Annotated in this window: 23 protein-coding genes; 12 read left to right on the top strand and 11 right to left on the bottom strand. The window is 64.8% G+C overall.

Annotated features, from left to right (window positions below):
- Positions 1-29: 29 nt before the first annotated feature.
- Positions 30-1289, top strand: coding sequence for a peptide antibiotic transporter SbmA (gene sbmA / locus RFN28_RS15970; protein ID WP_320288284.1), 1260 nt, complete (start codon positions 30-32; stop codon positions 1287-1289).
- Between the two features lie 21 nt (positions 1290-1310).
- Here sbmA and RFN28_RS15975 read toward each other — a convergent pair whose 3' ends face one another.
- Complete coding sequence (locus RFN28_RS15975) at positions 1311-2321, bottom strand: polysaccharide deacetylase family protein (RefSeq protein WP_320288285.1); 1011 nt, start codon at positions 2319-2321, stop codon at positions 1311-1313.
- Positions 2322-2523: 202 nt separating this feature from the next.
- Here RFN28_RS15975 and RFN28_RS15980 point away from each other — a divergent pair, with 202 nt between their 5' ends.
- Together RFN28_RS15980 and der are read left to right on the top strand one after the other, a co-directional pair.
- Entirely contained in the window at positions 2524-3189 is a 666-nt protein-coding gene (locus tag RFN28_RS15980; RefSeq protein WP_320288286.1) for a tetratricopeptide repeat protein, read from the top strand.
- A 6-nt stretch (positions 3190-3195) separates the two neighbouring features.
- Positions 3196-4623 (top strand): ribosome biogenesis GTPase Der, encoded by a 1428-nt coding sequence (gene der / locus RFN28_RS15985; protein ID WP_320288287.1) that lies wholly within the window; start codon positions 3196-3198, stop codon positions 4621-4623.
- Between the two features lie 229 nt (positions 4624-4852).
- Here the strand turns inward: der and RFN28_RS15990 are convergent, their stop codons facing one another.
- Positions 4853-5770: a LysR substrate-binding domain-containing protein gene (locus RFN28_RS15990; RefSeq protein WP_320288288.1), complete on the bottom strand. Its 918-nt coding sequence runs from the start codon at positions 5768-5770 to the stop codon at positions 4853-4855.
- Between the two features lie 116 nt (positions 5771-5886).
- Here RFN28_RS15990 and RFN28_RS15995 point away from each other — a divergent pair, with 116 nt between their 5' ends.
- From RFN28_RS15995 to RFN28_RS16025, 7 genes are all read left to right on the top strand, one after another.
- A complete protein-coding gene (locus RFN28_RS15995) occupies positions 5887-7161 on the top strand; it encodes an MFS transporter (protein WP_320288289.1) in 1275 nt (424 codons plus the stop codon).
- Positions 7162-7299: 138 nt separating this feature from the next.
- Complete coding sequence (locus RFN28_RS16000; RefSeq protein ID WP_320288290.1) at positions 7300-8481, top strand: cell wall hydrolase; 1182 nt, start codon at positions 7300-7302, stop codon at positions 8479-8481.
- 266 nt (positions 8482-8747) lie between these two features.
- Positions 8748-9140: an AtpZ/AtpI family protein gene (locus RFN28_RS16005; protein WP_320288350.1), complete on the top strand. Its 393-nt coding sequence runs from the start codon at positions 8748-8750 to the stop codon at positions 9138-9140.
- A 66-nt stretch (positions 9141-9206) separates the two neighbouring features.
- On the top strand, positions 9207-9965 hold the full coding sequence (locus RFN28_RS16010) for a F0F1 ATP synthase subunit A (RefSeq protein WP_320288291.1): 759 nt from the start codon (positions 9207-9209) through the stop codon (positions 9963-9965).
- Positions 9966-10045: 80 nt separating this feature from the next.
- A complete protein-coding gene (locus RFN28_RS16015) occupies positions 10046-10270 on the top strand; it encodes a F0F1 ATP synthase subunit C (protein ID WP_040971820.1) in 225 nt (74 codons plus the stop codon).
- A gap of 62 nt (positions 10271-10332) precedes the next feature.
- Positions 10333-10914 carry a F0F1 ATP synthase subunit B gene (locus tag RFN28_RS16020; RefSeq protein ID WP_320288292.1) on the top strand — a complete coding sequence of 194 codons (582 nt, stop codon included), beginning with the start codon at positions 10333-10335 and terminating at the stop codon, positions 10912-10914.
- Between the two features lie 10 nt (positions 10915-10924).
- The gene (locus RFN28_RS16025) at positions 10925-11416 is read left to right on the top strand and encodes a F0F1 ATP synthase subunit B (protein WP_320288293.1); all 492 of its coding nucleotides are present in this window, start codon (positions 10925-10927) and stop codon (positions 11414-11416) included.
- Between the two features lie 307 nt (positions 11417-11723).
- On the opposite strand, the gene rnhB is transcribed toward RFN28_RS16025, so the two are convergent.
- Positions 11724-12422 carry a ribonuclease HII gene (gene rnhB, locus RFN28_RS16030; RefSeq protein WP_320288294.1) on the bottom strand — a complete coding sequence of 233 codons (699 nt, stop codon included), beginning with the start codon at positions 12420-12422 and terminating at the stop codon, positions 11724-11726.
- 255 nt (positions 12423-12677) lie between these two features.
- Positions 12678-13832: a PA0069 family radical SAM protein gene (locus RFN28_RS16035; protein ID WP_320288295.1), complete on the bottom strand. Its 1155-nt coding sequence runs from the start codon at positions 13830-13832 to the stop codon at positions 12678-12680.
- A 148-nt stretch (positions 13833-13980) separates the two neighbouring features.
- Between RFN28_RS16035 and RFN28_RS16040 the strand changes: the two genes are divergently transcribed.
- Complete coding sequence (locus RFN28_RS16040) at positions 13981-14484, top strand: glycosyltransferase (protein WP_320288351.1); 504 nt, start codon at positions 13981-13983, stop codon at positions 14482-14484.
- Between the two features lie 174 nt (positions 14485-14658).
- Positions 14659-15633: a hypothetical protein gene (locus RFN28_RS16045; protein WP_320288296.1), complete on the top strand. Its 975-nt coding sequence runs from the start codon at positions 14659-14661 to the stop codon at positions 15631-15633.
- 15 nt (positions 15634-15648) lie between these two features.
- Here the strand turns inward: RFN28_RS16045 and RFN28_RS16050 are convergent, their stop codons facing one another.
- From RFN28_RS16050 to RFN28_RS16080, 7 genes are all read right to left on the bottom strand, one after another.
- The gene (locus tag RFN28_RS16050; protein ID WP_320288297.1) at positions 15649-16074 is read right to left on the bottom strand and encodes a GFA family protein; all 426 of its coding nucleotides are present in this window, start codon (positions 16072-16074) and stop codon (positions 15649-15651) included.
- A 121-nt stretch (positions 16075-16195) separates the two neighbouring features.
- A complete protein-coding gene (gene moaB, locus RFN28_RS16055; protein WP_320288298.1) occupies positions 16196-16753 on the bottom strand; it encodes a molybdenum cofactor biosynthesis protein B in 558 nt (185 codons plus the stop codon).
- A complete protein-coding gene (locus tag RFN28_RS16060; protein WP_320288352.1) occupies positions 16753-17634 on the bottom strand; it encodes a 4-(cytidine 5'-diphospho)-2-C-methyl-D-erythritol kinase in 882 nt (293 codons plus the stop codon). Before RFN28_RS16060 ends, moaB begins: the two co-directional genes overlap by 1 nt.
- A 25-nt stretch (positions 17635-17659) precedes the next feature.
- Positions 17660-17845, bottom strand: coding sequence for a hypothetical protein (locus RFN28_RS16065; RefSeq protein ID WP_127229574.1), 186 nt, complete (start codon positions 17843-17845; stop codon positions 17660-17662).
- A gap of 83 nt (positions 17846-17928) precedes the next feature.
- On the bottom strand, positions 17929-18786 hold the full coding sequence (locus RFN28_RS16070; RefSeq protein ID WP_320288299.1) for a S49 family peptidase: 858 nt from the start codon (positions 18784-18786) through the stop codon (positions 17929-17931).
- A 108-nt stretch (positions 18787-18894) separates the two neighbouring features.
- Positions 18895-19689, bottom strand: a complete 795-nt coding sequence (locus tag RFN28_RS16075; RefSeq protein ID WP_320288300.1) for a tRNA1(Val) (adenine(37)-N6)-methyltransferase — start codon at positions 19687-19689, stop codon at positions 18895-18897.
- Complete coding sequence (locus RFN28_RS16080; RefSeq protein ID WP_059186744.1) at positions 19689-19913, bottom strand: putative signal transducing protein; 225 nt, start codon at positions 19911-19913, stop codon at positions 19689-19691. The genes RFN28_RS16075 and RFN28_RS16080 overlap by 1 nt, the downstream gene beginning before the upstream one ends.
- Between the last annotated feature and the right edge of the window lie 138 nt (positions 19914-20051).

The raw sequence follows: 20051 nt of genomic DNA on the forward strand, positions 1-20051 counted from the left end.
TTGCGGTCAGACCGAGGAAACCCGCCACAGTGTTCGTATCCTTCTTCCCGCAGCCGAAGCTTTTCTTCACCTCGGCGATCCTTTGGAGCGCGGTCATGGTCGCCGTGTGGTTTCTGGGCGGTGAGCAGATTGGGGCTCTGATCGGTTTACCTCCCGCCGCTGCCGACGCAGCGCCCATCATCGGCGTATCAGTGTTCTTGTCGCCTCCATTCCTCTGGTTCTACATCTACTTTACGCTTGGCGTGCTGGCCTTTTATGCCTTCTGGCAACTTTATGCCCCACACCAGTGGGCGGGTTGGTCGATCCTCGGCAGTTCGCTGATCCTCTTCACAACCTATTTTCAGGTGCAGGTCAGTGTTGCGATCAACGCTTGGTACGGGCCGTTCTGGGACCTTATTCAGGGAATCGTCAGCAAAAGCGTGAAGGCCACGGAAAGTGATGTTTACGCACAAATAATAACGTTCCTCGGTATCGCTCTTGTGGCCGTTACCGTGCTTGTTTTGACGAACTTCTTTGTCAGCCACTGGGTGTTTCGTTGGCGCACGGCGATGAACGACTACTACATGTCGCATTGGCCTAGATTGCGCCAGATCGAGGGCGCCGCCCAGCGCGTGCAGGAAGACACAATGCGGTTCTCCCGGATCATGGAAGATCTCGGCACGAGCTTCGTCGATTCGATAATGACGCTGATAGCCTTCATGCCGATTTTGCTCGGCTATTCCAAGCATATCACGGTGTTACCATTCGTAGGTCAGGTTCCTCAGCCGCTTGTCCTGGCTGCAATCTTCTGGGCAATCTTCGGCACCGTGTGCATTGCCGCGGCAGGTGTGAAGCTTCCCGGTCTGCAGTTCCGTAATCAGCGGGTCGAAGCCGCCTATCGCAAGGAGCTTGTGTATGGCGAGGACCATGCCGACCGAGCCCAGCCGGTGACCACCGCCGAGCTGTTCGCCAATGTCCGCCACAACTATTTCCGGCTCTATTTCCACTACGTCTATTTCAATGTAGTCCGCTACCTTTACCTGCAGCTCAATACCGTCTTTCCTTACTTCCTGATGGTTCCTTCGCTGATAGCCGGAACGTTGACGCTGGGCCTCATCAACCAGATCAGTTCCGCCTTCTCGCAAGTGACGAGTTCCTTCCAATATCTCGTCAATTCCTGGTCGACGATTGTCGAGCTTCTGTCGGTCCACAAGCGCCTGCGTGCGTTCGAAGCTACAATCAAAGGCGCGCCGCTGCCGGACATCGACCAGCGTTATCTCGCCAAGCACGGCGCGGAGGATGCGGCCTGAACCAGACCAGACGATGGGCGGCTAGCCGCCCACGACTGCCTGCTTTTGATCGGAACGCTGCCGCGCGATATAGTCGCGGAAGCTGATGCATTCCACATCGGCTTTCACGCAGACCTCGTCGGCGAAGCGCTCGAGCGCGTTCCAGTAGGTGCCGCCGTTCATCTGCGTGAAGTGGAAGCCGAGCTCCAGCGGAAGGCGCTTGCCGTTGTATTGCACCTCGAAGGCGGCGCGGAACGCGTGATAGGCGCGGTCGGCGAATTCGGCCGCCCTGGCCGGCTCCTCGAATCCGCTCGAATGGCGGACATAGAGATTGTAGTCCATGGCGACCACCGGTTTCGATTTCGGCCCTTCCGGGATCAGCGGCAATGCAAAATGCGTGACGCCGTTCTTCGTCGGCGGCAGGGCAGGGCCGTTCGAGACACCGCTCGCGTCGTATTGGAAGCCGGCCTCGGGTAGCGCCTCATAGAGCGCCTTGTCGGTCGACAGATACGGCGCGCGAAAGCCGACTACGGTGTGCCGCGCGAAATCGCGCCAGCCGGCGGGCGCCGGCGAAATGCCGTTGATCGTATAGGCATTCTCGAGGATGCGCCGGAAGGCTGAGAACTCGGCCAGCCAGTCGGCCTTGCTCCAATCCTTGCCGTCGAAATGGCCGCAGGCATGGCTGCCAAGGTCATGGCCTTCGGCGACCGCGAGGCGGATCTGGTCCAGCCGGTCCGCCACTTCCTGCTTGGAGGCCGCAAAGCCGATATTCGATTTGCCGGCGCCCTTGCCGGGCGCGATGTACTCAGCGCGCGTTTCCGGCGAGAGCAGGAAGACGCAGGACAGAAAATAGGTGAAATGCGCGCCGGTGCGCTTTGCCAGCGCGCGGCTGCGTTCCCATTGCGAGATCTCGCGCGCGCTGTCGAAGGAGATGAGGACGATCTGCTTTGGCTTTGCCGGTATCGGCTCCGGCGATTTGGGCGGATCGGCGAAGGCTACGGATGTGGCAAGCGAGGCGAGACTGAACACGACGACGCGGAACGGATGTGGCACTGGCAACCTTAGGGAGCAATCTTCTGAGGATTGGAAAGCCGGCTATTGCCCAATTGTGGCATCGGTGCGTTACGGCGCTTGTCGAACCGCCTAAGCCTGTCCCGCCGATTTTCCGGCGATCCCCCTTCCATGCCGATAAAATTTCGCTAAAACGCGGGGCTCAAGAAGCGCCCCGTTCCGGGGCCGCAATGGTTTTTGATTGATGTCGGACGACAGTTTTATCCGCGAAGTCAACGAAGAGATGCGTCGCGCGCAGGCGCAGGCGCTGTGGGATCGTTTTGGTCCGGCCCTGCTTGCCGCCGCGATCCTGATCGTGGTGGCGACAGCCGGCATGGTCGGCTACCGCTATTGGGACGAGACCCGCGCCAACCGTTCGGGTGATGCCTTCTCGCAGGCGCTCAAGCTCGCCAATGACGGCAAGAACGACGAGGCGATTGCCGCCCTCGATCAGCTGGAAAAGGACGGCTACGGCGCTTATCCGCTGCTCGCCCGCATGCGCGCCGCGACCGTCAAGGCCGACAAGGGCGACGTCGACGCCGCCGTCAAGGATTTCGACGAGGTCGCCGCCGACAGCGCCATCCCCGCCGGCATCCGCGACATGGCGCGGCTGAGGGCGGCGCTGCTGCTTGTCGACCACGGCTCCTTCGCCGATGTCTCCAGCCGTGTCGAGGCGCTGACCGCCGACACCAACCCGCTGCGCCATTCCGCGCGCGAGGCGCTCGGCCTTGCCGCCTGGAAGGAAGGCAAGTCGGCGGATGCGCTGAAACTGTTCGACCAGATCGCTTCGGATGAGGGCGCCCCGCGCAATTCGCGCCAGCGGGCGCAGCTGATGTCCGAACTGATCCGCGGGTCGGGCAACGCTTCGTGACCTCGGATGGGCTTCAAAGTCGCCATCATCGGCCGGCCTAACGTCGGCAAATCGACTCTTTTCAATCGGCTGGTGGGAAAGAAGCTGGCGCTTGTCGACGACACGCCGGGCGTGACGCGTGACCGCCGCGTCCACGCCGCCAAGCTCTACGATCTTCACTTCGACGTCATCGACACCGCCGGTTTCGAGGATGCGGCAGCTTCGACGCTGCCCGGCCGCATGCGCCAGCAGACCGAGATCGCGATCCGCGAGGCCGACCTGATCTTCTTTATTGTCGACGCCAAGTCGGGCCTGATGCCAGACGACCGGACCTTCGCCGAGGTGGTGCGCAAATCCGGCAAGCCGGTCGTGCTGGTCGCCAACAAGGCGGAGGCCCGAGGCGCGCAAGGCGGCATGTTGGAGGCCTGGGAACTCGGACTCGGCGAGCCGATCCCTGTCTCGGCCGAACACGGCCAGGGCATGCCCGACCTGCGCGACGCAGTGATCGCCGCGCTCGGCGAGGAGCGCGCCTTTGGCGAGGACGAGGAAGCGAGCGATGAGATCGCCGTCAGCGAAGTGCTGATCGGCGAGGACATCGCCGACCCCGACGCCGAGCCCGCCTATGACGATACCAAGCCGCTGCGCATTGCCGTCGTCGGCCGCCCCAATGCCGGCAAGTCGACGCTGATCAACGCGCTTATCGGCGAGGAGCGGCTGCTGACTGGTCCGGAAGCCGGCATCACCCGCGACTCCATTTCGGTCGACTGGGACTGGCGCGGCCGCCGGATAAAACTGTTCGACACGGCCGGCATGCGGCGCAAGTCGAAGGTGCAGGAAAAGCTGGAAAAGCTGTCGGTGCAGGACGGGTTGCGTGCCATCCGCTTCGCCGAGATCGTCATCATCGTGCTCGACGCCACCATTCCCTTCGAGAAGCAGGACCTGCAGATCGCCGACCTCATCATCCGCGAGGGGCGTGCGCCGGTGATCGCCTTCAACAAATGGGACCTGATCGACAACCCGCAGGAGCTTCTGGCCGAGCTGCGCGAGAAGACCGAGCGGCTTCTTCCCCAGGTGCGCGGCATCCAGGCGGTGACGGTCTCTGCCGAGACCGGCCGCGGCCTCGACCGGCTGATGGACGCCGTCATCAAGACGCACAAGGTCTGGAACAGCCGCGTCTCCACCGGCAAGCTCAACCGCTGGCTGGAAGGCATCCTCGCGCATCATCCGCCGCCCGCCGTCGCCGGCCGTCGGCTGAAGATCAAATATGTCACGCAGGCCAAGACCCGCCCGCCGGGCTTCGTCGTGTCCTGCTCGCGGCCCGACGTGATGCCGCAGTCCTATGTCCGCTACCTTTCGAACAGCCTGCGCGAGGCTTTCGACATGCCGGGCGTGCCGATCCGCATGGCGCTGCGCACCTCGGACAATCCTTTCGCCGGCCGGGCTAAGAAGCGCTGAGGCCGAGAAAACGGCAGCAAACCCATTCGGTCGTCATCCTTGGGCGCAGCGACGCGGAGCGGAGCGAAGACCCAAGGATCCTGTGACGTCGAAGCCGCCGCTACGGTGCAGAATTCTGCTCCGCCGCGCACCTCGGCGAACGTTACGGCAGGAACCCAGGGTCTCCGCGACGGAGCTTAGCTCCTGCTTCGCCCTGGGATGACGAAGTCGATAGGCTGCGGCTAAGAGACTAAGCGACGGCTTTCAGATTCCCTTTCGTCTCGGCACTCTCAGGCAGCGCCTCGAAAGCCGACTGCAGCAGGATGTCGGCCAGCCGCGCCGCGACCGGATCAAGCTCGGCATCCCTCTGATGCAGATGCAGCGCCATCTTCGGCAGCGCCGGCAGTCCGAGCGCTCCGGGCGCGAGCGCCCTGACACTGGCGGGCAGGCCGATATCGGTGCGGATCGTCAGCCCAAGGCCGGCCGCGACTGCTGCCCAGATGCCGCCGAGGCTCGGGCTCGAGAAAGCCATGCGCCAGGCAAGGCCGGCGCGGTCGAGCGTCTCGGTCGCCACTGTGCGCAGCAGGCAGGGCGCCTCGAACACCACCAGCGGCAGCGCTTCACCATTGTGGCCGGCCACCATCGGCTTCGCCGGGCCGATCCAGCGCGCCTGCACGTCGGCGATATGCCGGCTATAGGGCAGCGTCGTGCCGTCGTGCCAGGCGAGCGCGATGTCCAGGTTGCCGGAAAGGACGCGCTCGGCAAGCTCATGGCTGCGCCCGATCCGCGCTTCGATCCGGACTTTTGGATGGGCGCGGGCAAAGCGGCCGAGCACTTCCGGCAGCACGGCCTCGCCGAAATCCTCCTGCAGGCCGAGCCGCACCCAGCCTTCCAGCTCGACATCGCGGATGGCGGAGGCCGCCTCGTCATTGAGCTCGATCAGGCGCCGCGCAAAGCCGAGCATCGTTTCGCCGGCTTCGGTCAGCGCCAGGCCGCGCCCGGCCCTGCGGAAGATCGGCGTCGCCGCCTGCTCCTCCAGTTTCTTCAACTGCGCGCTGACGGCTGAGGTCGAGCGGCCGAGCCGCTCGGCTGCCTTGGCGAAGCTGCCCAGCTCCATGCCGGTGACGAAAGTCCTGAGGATGTCGAGATCGAAGGTGACGCGTCGCATGTGACCGTCCTTGTTTTCAGGATTATTGGTCAAAAACTTCCTGATTTTTTGAACGAAGCTATGGCGCTACACCCGTTCCGTCAAGGCCGGTCGACCGGCGCAACGGGAATGGAATCATGTCAGCCATCGTCACCCGCAACGACTGCCAATCGCCTGCGAGCGGAAGCGCCACCGCCTCGGCCGGCCGGACCTTCGGACCCAACCATCGCTGGAAGGTGCTGGGCATCGGGGTCGCCGCCAATGCCGGCTTCTCCGCCACCTTCTCCGGCGTTCCGGCAACCGCGGTGGTGATGCGTCAGGGCTATCATCTCGGCAATGCCGAGCTCGGTCTGGCGCTCGGCCTTCTCGGCCTCGGCGTGGCGCTCAGCGAACTGCCCTGGGGCGTGCTCACCGACCGCTGGGGCGACCGCCGTGTGCTCCTGACTGGGCTCGGCGCGACGGCGGCATGGCTCTTCATCATGGCGATGCTCGTCGTGCCAACGAAAACAGCCGTTCCCGGCATCACGCTGCTTTCGGCAAGCCTGCTCGTTGCCGGCCTGCTCGGCGGCAGCGTCAATGGCTCCAGCGGTCGCGCCATCATGGGCTGGTTCGGCGAAGGCGAGCGCGGCTTTGCCATGAGCATCAGGCAGACGGCGGTGCCGCTCGGCGGCGGGCTCGGCGCGATGGTCCTGCCTTCGCTTGCCTTGGGCTTCGGCTTTGTCGCCGTTTTCGGCCTGCTTGCGGCGCTGTCCGCGCTCTCGGCCTTCTTCGCCTGGCGCTGGCTGCACGAGCCGCCGACGAGAGACGACATACGCGCCGCCGCGGCGAGTGGCCCGGGGCCGCTGCGCAACATCGAGGTCTGGCGCATCTCGACGGCGATCGGCCTGCTCTGCTTCCCGCAGGTGGCGGTGCTCACGTTCGCCTCCGTCTTCCTGCACGACTTCGCCGGCATGGGCACGTGGGTGACCAGTGCCAGCCTTGCCGCCGTCCAGACCGGCGCCATGGCGATGCGCGTCTGGAGCGGGCGCTTCACCGATCGCAACGGCAACCGCCGGGCGTTCCTGAGGCTCTGCAGCGCGCTGAGCGCTTTGGCCTTCCTGATGCTGTGGCTGCTGGTCATCGCGGCAGCAGCGCAGCCGGCGCTGATGATGCTCCTGCCAGTCATGGTGGTCGTGGCCGGCATCTGCGTCTCGGCCTGGCACGGTGTTGCCTATACCGAGCTTGCGACGCTCGCCGGCGCCGGCCATGTCGGCACCGCGCTCAGCCTCGCCAACACCCTTGTCTTCGTCGGCTTCTGCCTGGTCCCGATCGCCATTCCATGGCTGCTGCTCCTGTTCGCTTGGCCGGGCGTCTGGCTGGCGGCCGCGATCTGCGCGGCGATCGCATGGCCGATCTTCCTGCGAACGGCCTGATTCTTGGCCGGCTTTCCACAGGAGTGAGAAGCCGGCTTGCCTTCAACATGAAAAAAACACGATCGATGTCGTTAACCGCCCATCAAGGTTAATGCTTCATTGTGGCTCTCCGGGGTCAGTAGCGTTCTGGAGAGTTCCGTGCATCGACGCGTTTTAACGCGGCTCGTCGCCGCCGCCGTTGCGAAAAAACGTTCCTTTCTTCCGCCTCTGGTCGTTGGGCTCGGCATCTGGGTCGGGTTCCCTTCCGTCGTCGCCTACCAGGACATGGCAAGCCTCGTTTCCGGGCTTGAGTCGCCCAGCGCTCGCTGGAACGCCTATGTCGAAAAATCCGTCGCCGGCTCGGTGCACGCCGCCGAGATGCCGTTCGTCGATTCCGCCGCCACCGGCTCGATCTCAGGCTCCGGCGTGAAGCTGCCCGGTGTCGGCAAGGTATCGTTCCGCGGCAAGGGCAATGCCGCCGGCGCGACGCCCGATGAGGATCGCGTCGTGCGCGCCGACAAGAAGGGCCGTCTGGTCCAGGTCTCGCCGGTGGCGCCGCCGAAGAATTTCAGCGCCGGCTCGATCTTCCAGCGCACCTCCTCGCTGCTTCGCCCCGCCATGGACAGCGGCCTGAAGCTCACCTTCGCCAAGCCCGGCATCAAGGGCAAGGAAGTGCAGATCGCCCAAGCCTTCCATATCCGCGAGGACAAGACGCCGGACCCCGGCGTGCCGGCCGCGCTCGCCGCCCTCGTCAACAACGACAGGCCGGATATCCTCGCCACCGCCTACGCCCAGTCGGCGCCCGATTACGCCAAGGCCTCGCCCTTCGAGGCGCTGCTGCAGGACGATCCGAACGATGGCCGCTTCATCCCGCCAATGGGCAAGGGCGACCACTCGTGGATACAGAATCCGCTGCCCGCGGCCGTCTTCTCCAAACCCGAGCAGGAATGCCTCGCCAAGGGCATCTATTTCGAGGCGCGCAGCGAGCCGGTGCGTGGCCAGGCCGCGGTCGCGCAGGTGATCCTCAACCGCGTCCGCAACCCGGCCTATCCGAAGTCGATCTGCGGCGTCGTCTATCAGAACGACAACTGGTTCAACCGCTGCCAGTTCTCTTTCGCCTGCGACGGCAGGAAGAAGCGCATCGACGACCCGGTCGCCTACAAGACCGCCCAGGATGTCGCCATGGCGGTGACCGCCGGCAAGATCTTCATCCCCGAGGTCGGATCCTCGACGCACTACTACGCCAACTACGTCCATCCCGGCTGGGCGCGCGCCATGCAGCGCATGACCAGGATCGGCCTGCACATCTTCTATCGCACCTATGGCGGCGGCTGGAGCTGAGCCGTTTAAGCGAGGCCTCCCGCCGTGTTCTTCGCGCCCCTGCGCGCACACCGATCGACGCGGCTTGCTGCGCGGATTCGCACCGAGTCCTCGCGCGGGTGTGGCGGGCACGATGTCGCACCTGAATAAGTCATTGATTTAAAATAGAAAAATACATCGCTTCGAAGTTCGACCCGTGGCTTGACGGGCGCGGACCCTCTAACTATGTTGCCGGCGACTTTAGAAGCGGACGGACGGTGATCGTCTGCCCGGGCAGGGGGGTTGCGATGGCCAACAAAGACAGGCCAGACGGAACCGGAGAAACCGGCCGCGGCAGGCAGCCAGACGCCTCCATCCGCGACGACGAACTTGAGCGCCGCCGGCGCGAGCTTGAAGCATCGCTTGCATCAAGACGCACGGACCGGCTCGAGGGGAAAGACGAAGCGAAAGCTGCGACCGGTTACGGTCAGGCACTCAAGCTGTCCAGCGAGTTCATCGCCGGAGTGGTGGTTGGTGTCGGCTTGGGCTGGATCATCGACCGCTTGGCCGGAACCGCGCCTTGGGGTCTGATCGTCGGCCTGTTGCTGGGCTTTGGCGCCGGCATACTCAATGTCCTGCGTTCGGCGGGACTTGCACCGGAATTCGGCCGGGGCGGCAAGCCGCCCGAGCCGAAGGAGTGAAGTGAGGCGCCGAAAGGCGCGAGAGCGAACTTAAGAAGCCGGTTGCGGCTTTGACGGGGATAAAAAGTGGCTGCTGACAAGGTCGATCCGATCCACCAGTTCCAGATCCATCCGATCATCCCGATTCACATCGGAGGCTACGACGTCTCTTTCACCAATTCCGCTCTGTTCATGGTCGTGACGGTCATCGTCGCTTCTGCTTTCCTTTACATGAGCACCGCCAGCCGCGCCCTCATCCCGGGTCGCCTGCAGTCGGTGTCGGAAATGGCCTATGAATTCGTCGGCAACATGCTGCGCGACGCGGCGGGCAAGCAGGGCATGCAGTTCTTCCCGCTGGTGTTTTCGCTGTTCATGTTCGTGCTGGTCGCCAACCTCGTCGGCCTGTTCCCCTATTTCTTCACCGTCACCAGCCACATCATCGTCACCTTCACGCTGGCCGCGCTGGTCATCGGCACCGTCATCGTCTACGGCTTCGCCAAACACGGCCTCGGCTTCCTCAAGCTGTTCGTGCCGCATGGCGTGCCCGGCTACCTCCTGCCGCTGGTGGTGGCGATCGAAATCATTTCCTTCGTTTCTCGTCCCGTCAGCCTCTCGGTTCGTCTTTTCGCCAACATGCTGGCCGGCCACATCACGCTGAAGGTGTTTTCGGGCTTCGTCGTCAGCCTCAGCGCGCTGGGCGCCGTCGGCATCGCCGGCTCGGTTCTGCCGCTCGCCATGGCGGTCGCGCTGACGGCGCTGGAGCTGCTGGTCGCCTTCCTGCAGGCCTATGTCTTCGCGGTGCTGACCTGCATGTATCTGAACGACGCTCTGCACCCGAGCCACTGATCGATTTTCACCGGCGCCCCGGCGCCAGCATACCCAACGTACCAACCGCAACGATTACGAAAAACCACAGGAGTTTTGAAATGGACGCAACTGCAGCAGCTGCTATCGGCGCTGGTATCGCCTGCATCGGCATGGGCGGCGCGGGCATCGGCCTCGGCAACATCTTCGGCAACTACCTCTCGGGCGCGCTCCGCAACCCGTCGGCTGCTGATGGCCAGTTCGGCCGCCTGATCTTCGGCTTCGCCGTGACCGAAGCTCTGGGCATCTTCTCGCTCCTCATCGCGCTGCTGCTGGTCTTCAAGTAAGAAGCGTGCGCTGACGAAAGGGGCCGCATGGTGCGGCCCCGCCGTATGGACAGGGGAATGAGATGTTCGTGACATCTGCCTTTGCGCAAGAATCCGCGCCGGCCGCGGCCGAAGGCGAGACGCATGCGGGCACCGCCGTGCCTGCCGAAGAGCATGGCACGTTCCCGCCGTTCAATGCCGCGACCTTCCCGTCGCAGATCCTGTGGCTCGTCATCACCTTCGGGCTCTTCTATCTGTTCCTGAAGCGGGTTGTGATGCCGCGCGTCGGCGGTATCATCGATGTCCGCAACGATCGCATCACCCAGGATCTCGACCACGCCGCGAGGCTGAAGGGCGAGGCCGATGCCGCCGTTGCCGCCTATGAGCAGGAGCTGGCGGAAGCCAAGTCGCGCGCCAACGCGATCGGCCAGCAGGCGAGCGAGGCCGCCAAGAGCGAAGCCGAAAGCACGCGCAAGAAGCTCGAGGCGGAACTCGACAAGAAGCTCGGCGAGGCCGAGGCGAGCATCGCCTCGATCAAGGCCAAGGCGATGAAGGAAGTCGGCACGATCGCCGAGGACACCACGTCGGCCATCGTCGAGGCGCTGGTCGGCGGCAAGACCGACAAGGCCGAGATTGCGGCCGCGGTCAGATCCGCGACCCGGTGAGGAGGGCATCATGGACGCCACATCACTCGCAACGCTCTGGGCAACCATTGCCCTGATCATCTTCCTCGGCGCCGTCATCTATCTGAAGGTGCCGGGCATGCTCGCCAAGTCGCTCGACGCCCGCGCGGCCAAGATCGCCAGCGAGCTCGAGGAAGCGCGCCGCCTGCGCGAGGAGGCCCAGCAGCTGCTCGGCCAGTATCAGCAGAAGCGCAAGGAAGCCGAGAAGGAGGCTGCCGACATCGTCGCCGCCGCCAAGCGCGAGGCCGAGCTGCTTGCTTCCGAGGCGCACAAGAAGACCGAGGACTATGTCGCCCGGCGCACCGCGCTTGCCGAGCAGAAGATCAGCCAGGCCGAGCGCGAAGCGATCGGCGAGGTGCGCGCCAGCGCCGTCGACATTGCCGTCGAAGCTGCCCGCGCGCTGCTTGCCGCCAAGGTCGATGCCAAGGCCGGTGCCGATCTGTTCAAGTCTGCGCTGCAGGACATGAAGGCCAAGCTGAACTGACGCGTTTCGCGGTCAGGGAATCGAAAAGCCGCCTGGGCAACCCGGCGGCTTTTTTGTTGTGGCGCGGAAGCTGCCAATCTCCCCCCTTGTGGGAGAGATGCCGGGCAGGGCAGAGGGGGCGCAAAGGATCGTCGGCGTCTCATCTTATGCGCTGGGTCGGGTGCAGATAGTCCAAGGAGTTCGCGGAATTGGCTGATAGGCTGGAGGGACAGCGCCTCCCTCTGTCCTGCCCGTCTTCCGCAGCAGCTGCGGAGGGTGGACCGGACATCTCCCCCACAAGGGGGGAGATCAGCAGCGTCGCCGTCGCTCACTCCAGCCCGGCGAAGCTCTCTTCTTCTTCGACCACCTCAACCCCACCCAGCCGGAACGGTGCGAACGACGCCCGGTGCAGCCGTGCCACCGGGCCATGCGCCTCGATCGCGGTCCGGTGGCGGACCGTCGCATAGCCCATGTGCACCTCGAAGCCGTAATGCTCATGATGGCCACCGCAGCAGCACATCATGCGGTCGCGCATCACCTTGGCGACGATCGAGGCGGCGGCGATCGATTGCGAGCGCTGGTCGCCCTTGATCAGCGCGCGGCCCTCGCAGGTGAGCCCAGGCGGCACGTCGCGGCCGTCGGCTAAAGCCAGCTTCGGCTGCAGCGACAGGCCGGCCGCGGCGCGGCGCATCGCTTCTAGGCTGGCTTTCAAAATATTGCTGTTGTCGATGCCTTCGGCGCTGATGGACGCCATCGAGACGCTGAGCGCCGAACCGAGGATCTTGAGGAACAGCGCCTCGCGCTGCAGATGCGTGAGGCGCTTGGAATCGTCCAGACCTTCCGGAATGTTGGCCGGGTCGAGCACTACGGCCGCGGCCACCACGGGACCGGCGAGCGGACCGCGGCCCGCCTCATCCATGCCCGCGACAGGCCAAAGCCCTTCCGCGATCGCCTTCGTTTCGATGGAGAAGTCGGGCTTCTCGACCATTTCAAAGAGAAACGGAGAATCGGAACGCGCGCGAGCCATGGTGCGGCGAGGTTCGCATCGGCTCCGATTCTCCGCAAGTCCCTCCGGGTCGGGTGGGGCGCCGGACCGGGAGGGCACCGTCTCACGGCCGGGGGACAAGGGCCGGACGGGATTCTTGAGCAATTCCAGGAAAAATGCGCAGCGGTTTTCCGTTAGGAATTGCGTAAAAACAAATACTTAGCGGGCTGCAATCCGGGCGGAAAACTCGCGTCTCCCGAATTGCCTGGCGCCGGCCTTTCGCGGCCGGCGCCGTCTTCACAGCAGCATCAGCTGCTCGCCGGCGCCGGACCCTGCGACGAATTGGTCCGTCCGAAGCTGTCGCCGCTCCATGTTGAGCCCGAGCCGCTTGGCCGCGATCTCGAAGCGCCGGCCGATCTGCCAGGCATAGGGCCCGGCGCCCTTCATGCGCTTGCCCCATTCTGAATCGTAATCCTTGCCGTCGCGCATCGAGCGGATCAGCGACATCACGTGCCGGTAGCGGTCCGGATAATGCCGCAAGAGCCAGTCCTTGAAGATCGGCGCCACCTCGAGCGGCAGGCGCAGAACGACATACCCGGCTTCGCGGGCGCCGGCCGCGCGCGCCGAATCGAGGATGCGCTCCAGTTCCGGGTCGTTGAGGCCGGGAACGATCGGCGCCACCATCACCGAGGTGGGAACGCCGGCATCCGAAAGCTGCCTTATCGCCTCCAGCCGCTTCGTCGGCGTCGACGCGCGCGGTTCCATGGTGCGCGCCAGCATGCGGTCCAGCGTCGTCACCGACAGCGCCACTTTGGCCAGGCCGCGTTCGGCCATGCGCGACAGGATGTCGATGTCGCGCGTCACCAGCGCCGACTTGGTGACGATGCCGACCGGATGGCCGCGCGCCTCCAGCACCTCCAGGATCTCGCGCATGATCCGGTATTGCTTCTCGATCGGCTGGTAGGGATCTGTGTTGGTGCCGATGGCGATGGTGCGCGGCTGGTAGCCGGGCTTCGACAATTCCCTGTCGAGCATGCGCGCCGCATCAGGCTTGGCGAAGAGCTTCGATTCGAAATCGAGCCCCGCCGACAGGCCCATGAAGGCATGCGTCGGCCTGGCGAAGCAGTAGACGCAGCCATGCTCGCAGCCTCGATAGGGATTGATCGAACGGTCGAATGAGATGTCCGGCGATTCGTTGCGCGTGATGATGGTGCGCGGCTTTTCGACCTGCACCTCGGTCTTGAAGGGCGGCAGCTCCTCCAGCGAGTTCCAGCCGTCGTCGAAAACATGCCGGCTGACCGGCTCGAACCGGCCGGACGGATTGATGCCGGCCGAGCGTCCGCGATTGCGGTCCGGCCGCACACGCATGCCGCTCTGTTCTATCATTGCGTTTGCCATTTCGGCCCTGCCTGCTCCGAAGGCGGCAATGTCGGCACGCACGATCTGTTCCATTTTCGCCCTCTCCCAAGGACTGTCGGCAGGCTGTCGAATCGTTCTGCTCATGAAACTATTCCTATTTTGCCGATGAGAACAAAGCAAGAACTTTTTGAGCCGCGATGCGCAACTGGCGCAGCGCCCGGCTTTCCGCTATTCGGCTGAAATGCTCAGCGTTCTCATCGAAACCCGCAACGACGAAGAAGGCCTTGCCCGCACGCTCGCCTCGCTGATCGGCGGCGCGGTCGAAGGCGTCGTGCGCGACGTCATCGTCTGCGATGCCGGTTCGACCGACCAGACGCATCGTGTCGCCGAGCACGCCGGCTGCCATTATCTGGCCGGCGGCATCGCAGCCGGCATCGGCCAGGCCAAGGGCGATTGGCTGCTGCTGCTCGAGCCCGGCGCTCGGCTGGCCGAAGGCTGGATCGAAGAGGTGGTGGCGCATACGGCAAGGCAAACCATGCCGGCGCGTTTTTCACGCGCCCGCGCCAATCGCACGCCCTTCCTGGCCCGGGTCTTTTCAGGCAACCGGGCGCTGGCCGAAGGCCTGGTCATCAGCAAGCGGCAGGCCTCGGCCCTCGCGAAAAACGCGCGCAGCGCCGAAGCCTTGGCGCGCGGCCTGGCCAGCAGAAGGCTGAATGCCGAAATCTGGGTGGCGCCGCCGAAGTGACGCCTAGCAAGGGAGGAAAAGCAGGGCGGCGAGTTTCAGTACTAACTTTATTGTGCGTTGCACAAAATCGAAGGTGAGGCTAGCATCCTCCTCACGCGGGACGATCGGGATTGGGTAATGCCGAAGCGGTAGGCGGCTGTCGCTTCGTCGAACTCCAAAGCATATGAGGACCCGATGAATCTTGCTCCCCCAGACAATTCCGGCGCGGCCAGCCTGGAGGCTATCGCCCGCGACGGCAGCCTGTTCAAGCGCATCGCCGTGCGCATCCCGACCTATCTGACGGACCTTCGCGAAAACCCGGCCTGGCTGCCGATGTTCGTACTGGCGCGCACCATGCCGGGGCGCCGCATGCACTGGCTGGGCGCCAAGCGAGCCCGTCCGCGCGATGATGCGGGAAACACGATGTTCACCGGCATCGAGCGCGAAGCGGTGGTCGAGGCCTTGCGCTCCGACGGGTTGTTTTCGGGCTTCATGCTGCCGCGGGAGATCCAAGAGGAGATCGCCGCTTTCGCGCAGCGCACGCCCTGTTTCGGCAATTTCGACCGCCGTCTCGAATTCATGCCGGGCGAGCATGACGAGGCGGAAAAGCGGTTCGGCCGCTCGCTGCTCAGTGGCCACTATTTCGAGCGCATCCTGGACTGCAAGGCGGCCCTTGCCATCCAGAAGGACCCGCTGCTTCTCGACGTCGCCCGGCACTATCTCGGCGGCCAGGCCAAACTGATCACGACGCGCGTCTGGTGGAGCTTCCCGACCGGCAAGGCATCAGATGCCGACAAGAACCTCGCCTCGCTCGGCAAATATCATTTCGACCTCGACGACTGGCGCATGCTGAAGTTCTTCTTCTATCCGAAGCCCTGCGATGCCGGCACCGGCCCGCATGTCTATATCCGCGGCAGCCACAGGCGGCGCGCGCTCAAGCACCAGCTGACGCTTCTGGTCGGCCACCCTGCCGAAGACGTGCTGGACGTCTACGGCCCGGAAAGCCCTGTGACGCTGACCGGCGAGGCGGGCCTCGGCTTCGTCGAGGATCCGTTCGGCTTCCATATGGGCACAGTGCCGGCGCACACGCCGCGGCTGATGATGGAGATCGGCTTCGGCGTCTCGCGCCCGTCACGTCGTCGCTTCCACGGCGAACCTGTCATCCGCTGAGCCGGACCTGGCCGGTCAAATCCCCTCAATCTCGACCGGCATCCATGCGGCGCGGCGCCTCGCCAGGCGCTGCTCGCGGCTTTCGGCGTCGTAGCGGACCGGGATCGGCTCGCGGCAGAATTGCTCGCGGTCGTCGAGCGCGCTGACGATGACGATCGCCCTGGCGTCATCGCCGCCTCCGGCAATCGCCGCGACATAGACGCCGCATTCGCGGCACAGAAGATAGTCGGCCGTGCGCAGGCCGAAACGGTAGATTTGCAGCTTTGCCCGGTTTTCGACCGATATGCTCAGCCTGCCGTTCGGATCGGCAGCCGCCCGCGATCCATGCCGGGTACAGAACGAGCACTGGCAGGCGCGGATTTCCAGTCCGGCAGGATCGAGCGCGCTGGAGAAACTCAGGCGGATGTTGCCGCAATGGCATCCGCCGCTGTGAACGGTCATGGCACTGTCCCTTGTTCCTCGCACAAGGTACTTCGCTCGCATCGGCTTCGGAATGGTGCCTCGAAGGCGGGAGCGCCATTCCACCTGCAAACCGGATGCCGATCGGTGCTTTGCCTGCGGTTTACGAGGCAGGCTTGCCGCCGCGCCGCAGATGCTCGTCGAGGCGCGGCATGATTTCCACGAAGTTGCAGGGCATGTGCCGGTAGTCGAGCTGCGGCTTGAGGATGCCGTCCCAGGCGTCCTTGCAGGCGCCGGGCGAGCCCGGCAGCACGAAGACGAAGGTGGCGTTGACGACGCCGCCTGTCGCCCGGCTCTGGATCGTCGAGGTGCCGATCTTGTCGTAGGAAATGCGGTGGAAGACTTCCGAAAACCCATCCATGCGCTTTTCGAAGATCGGCTCTAGCGCTTCCGGCGTCACGTCACGGCCGGTGAAGCCGGTGCCGCCGGTGGTGATGACGACATCCACCGCTTCGTCCTTCGACCAACCGAGCACTCTTTCGCGGATCATTTCCCGATCATCGGTGACGATGTCGCGGGCGGCCAATATGTGGCCTGCCTCCGCGATGCGTTCGGCCAGCGTCTGACCCGACTTGTCATCGGCGAGGCTGCGCGTGTCGGAAACCGTCAGCACCGCGATGCGCACTGGAATGAAAGGCCGGCTCTCGTCGATCCTGGCCATCAGTCAGCCTCCATGCTACGCGTCGCGGCGACGAACCAGCCGGGATGGCGAGCGCGGATCTCGATTGCCGCGCGCTTGGCGAAATTGCCGGTTTCGAATAGGCCGAAGCAGGTGGCGCCGGAGCCGGACATGCGGGCAAAAGCGGCGCCTGCTTTTTTGAGCGCCTTGAGCGCTTCGCCGATGCCGGGCTGGATCGAACGGGCAGCGTCTTCCAGATCGTTGCGCGTCATCTCCAGCCAATTACGGACACCGTGGAAATCGAGGCTTCGCGGCAGGCCCGGCAGCGCCTCATTTTCGCGCCGGGAAAGCGCCTTGAAGACTTCCGGCGTCGAGACTGCGACGCCCGGGTTGACCAGAACCAGCGCCAGCGCCGGAAATTCCGTTAGCGGCGACAATTCATCGCCGATGCCGCGCGCGATCAGCGGCTTGGCCTTGAGGCACATCGGCAGGTCGGCGCCGAGCGAAAGCCCAATCCGCGCCAGTCCAGCTTCGTCGATATCGAGCTCCCAGAGGCGCGCGAGACCGTTAAGCGCGGCCGCCGCGTCGCTCGAGCCGCCGCCGACGCCGGAAGCGATCGGCAGGTTCTTCTCCAGCCGGATGGCGACGGGCGGTGTCTGCCGCGCGCCGGCTTCCCGCCGCAAGGCTTCGCGCGCCTTTACCACCAGATTGTCGCCGCTGACCGGCACGCCCCCGGCGAACGGGCCTGACACCGAGAACGCATCGCGCTCCGCCGGCCCGATCTGCAGCCGGTCGCCAAAGCGGGCGAAGACGGCAAGGCTGTCGAGCAAATGATAGCCGTCCGCGCGCCGGCCGGTGACATGCAGCGCCAGATTGATCTTGGCAGGCGCAAGCCATGTCCGGGACTTGGCCTCGGGCTCCAGAATGTCGGCTGCTGACGAGATGGCTTCAGTCCTTGGCGAGACGGTATTCGCCGGTCTTCGGATCCTTGACCAGCGTGCCCATCGTGCCGTTGGCCGCCTGCTTCTCGGTGCGCCGGATCTTGGCCGTCACACGCTCGGCCTCACGCACGAAAGCGCGGTAGCCGAAATAAGCGGCGGCGCCGACGGCAGCGAAGAAAATGATCTGCGGCATCCCAAAACTCCTCCCGCGATTGCGCGGCAAGGCCGGCCGGACAGGTCGGTCAAGCCATTATGCTAGACGCTTTCATGGCTTTTTCAAAGCCCGAAGCGCGCCCACAGTGCGCGCTCTTCCGCCGCATCGATGATACCGTTCGCGGCGGCTGCGGCGATATCCGGCGCCGAAAAGCGCGAGCCGAACAGGCCGAAACGGCCGAAAAGCCCGCGCGGCGCGGTGATCAGCTTGAGCTGCGTCTTTTCGCCGAAACGGGTCTTGAGCACGCTGCGCATGTCGCCCAGGGCATCGACCAGACCGAGCTCCAGGCCCTTCTTGGCGGTCCAGAACAGGCCGGTGAACAGGTCCGGATCGTCCTTGAGTTTGGTGCCGCGCCGCTCTTTCACGAGATCGATGAAGGTCTCGTGCACCTCGAGCTGCAGCGCCTTCAGCCGCTCGACGTCTTCCTTCTTCTCCGGCTTGAATGGGTCGAGCACGGCCTTGTTCTGGCCGGCGGTATGGACGCGCCGCTCGACGCCGATCTTCTTCAACAGGTCCGGGAAACCGAAGGAGGCCGAGACGACGCCGATCGAGCCGACGATCGAGGAGGGGTCGGCGAAGATCTCGTCGCCGGCGATCGCGATCATGTAGCCGCCGGAAGCCGCCACGTCCTCGACGAAGACCAGCACCTTCTTGTTCTTCTCTGACGCCAGGTCGCGGATGCGCTTGAAGATCAGCCTCGACTGCACCGGCGAGCCGCCCGGCGAGTTGATCGAGATGGCAATCGCGGGCGCGTCGAAGGCGAATGCCTTTTCGATGACGCCGGCCGTCGAGGCGAGCGACAGGCTCGGCCGGAACTGGCCGCCGCCCGGCAGGATGGTGCCATGCAGCCGGATGACGGGAATGGTGACGACTGTCGAGCGCCAGGATTTCGGCAGCAGGCGGTTGAAGAAGCGTTTCACGAAAGCTTGTCTCCGGAAGAGGTGCAAAGAGCAAGGCGAGACCTCGTCCCTGCTCCCGGCATGTAGGAATTCGCCGGCCAACGGCAATGCCGCATTGCCGGCCTCTGATCAATCGCCGAACAGCGACGCCAGCCCGTTGTTGATCATCTCGGTCCGCTCCGCCGGCTCGTTGCCCGACGGTCCGTGCAAGGTGAGCGGCGGCCGGATCGACAGCTTGCCGCGCGCGCCGAGCACCGCCCTGACGACGATGCGGATCGCCGCCGCGTCCGGGCGCGGGTGGACGCACAGCATCTCGGCATCGCCGAAGCGGCCTTCGATCGCATCGAGGATGGCGACGAGCTGCTGCGGCCGGGCAATCACCGCCAGTCCGCCGCGCGGCTTGACGACGGCGGCAGCGCTTCTGATCCAGCGCTCGAACAGCCCGTCCTCCGTGACATGCGCCTCTCTGCGCAGCGCATCCGGCGTCGATCGATCCTCGACGGCGTTGAAGGGCGGGTTCATGATGACGAAGTCGAACGAATTGTCGGCAAGCCCGGCTTGGGCACGCGCCCGGCCGGCGAGCGTGACGTCGGCCGTCAGCGCCGAGGCGCGGTCGCCGAGATGCGCATTGCCGGGATGCGCAAGCGTGGCGGCGGCAAAGGCGGCCATCTCGGCGGAGCGTTCGACCAGCATGGCGCGCGCCTCAGGGCAGCGCGAAAGCACCGCGAGCGCGGCGGCGCCGGCGCCGGCGCCGAAATCGGCGAGCCGTCCGGAAAAGGCGGACGGGACGGCAGCGGCCAGCATCATGGCGTCCATGCCAGCGCGATGGCCTTGCCTCGGCTGCACCAGCCAGAAGCGCCCGCGATGGAAGGCATCGACCGTGTGGGCCGGCATGTCCGGGGCGAGGGCGGTCGACGCTGCCATTATTTCCGGCGAATCTCGTTCTCGATACCCGCATCCTTCAGGATGCGCCGCGCCGCATCGGCTTTGTCGGCATCGACCATGATGCGCCTGGGCAGGATGCCGATCGATCCGTCGAGCACGCTCATATTCTGATCGGCCACGAAACAGGCGATGCCGGCGTCACGCATCAGCGATTCGACGAAGGAGATGAGGACGGCGTCGTTGGTGCGGACGAGTTCAATCATGGAATGAAAATCGCAGGTTGCGGCGTTCATGTAAACGTCGAGACAATCCCGTGCCAGCCAAGCCGCGCCAATTCGCCTCTTGCGGTGCCCGGTTGTACCGACCTAGAGTCCGCCCGGGATCAGGGTGTTGTCGTGCGC

The organism is Mesorhizobium album (assembly GCF_033977205.1).
Taxonomy (GTDB): Bacteria; Pseudomonadota; Alphaproteobacteria; order Rhizobiales; family Rhizobiaceae; genus Mesorhizobium; species Mesorhizobium album.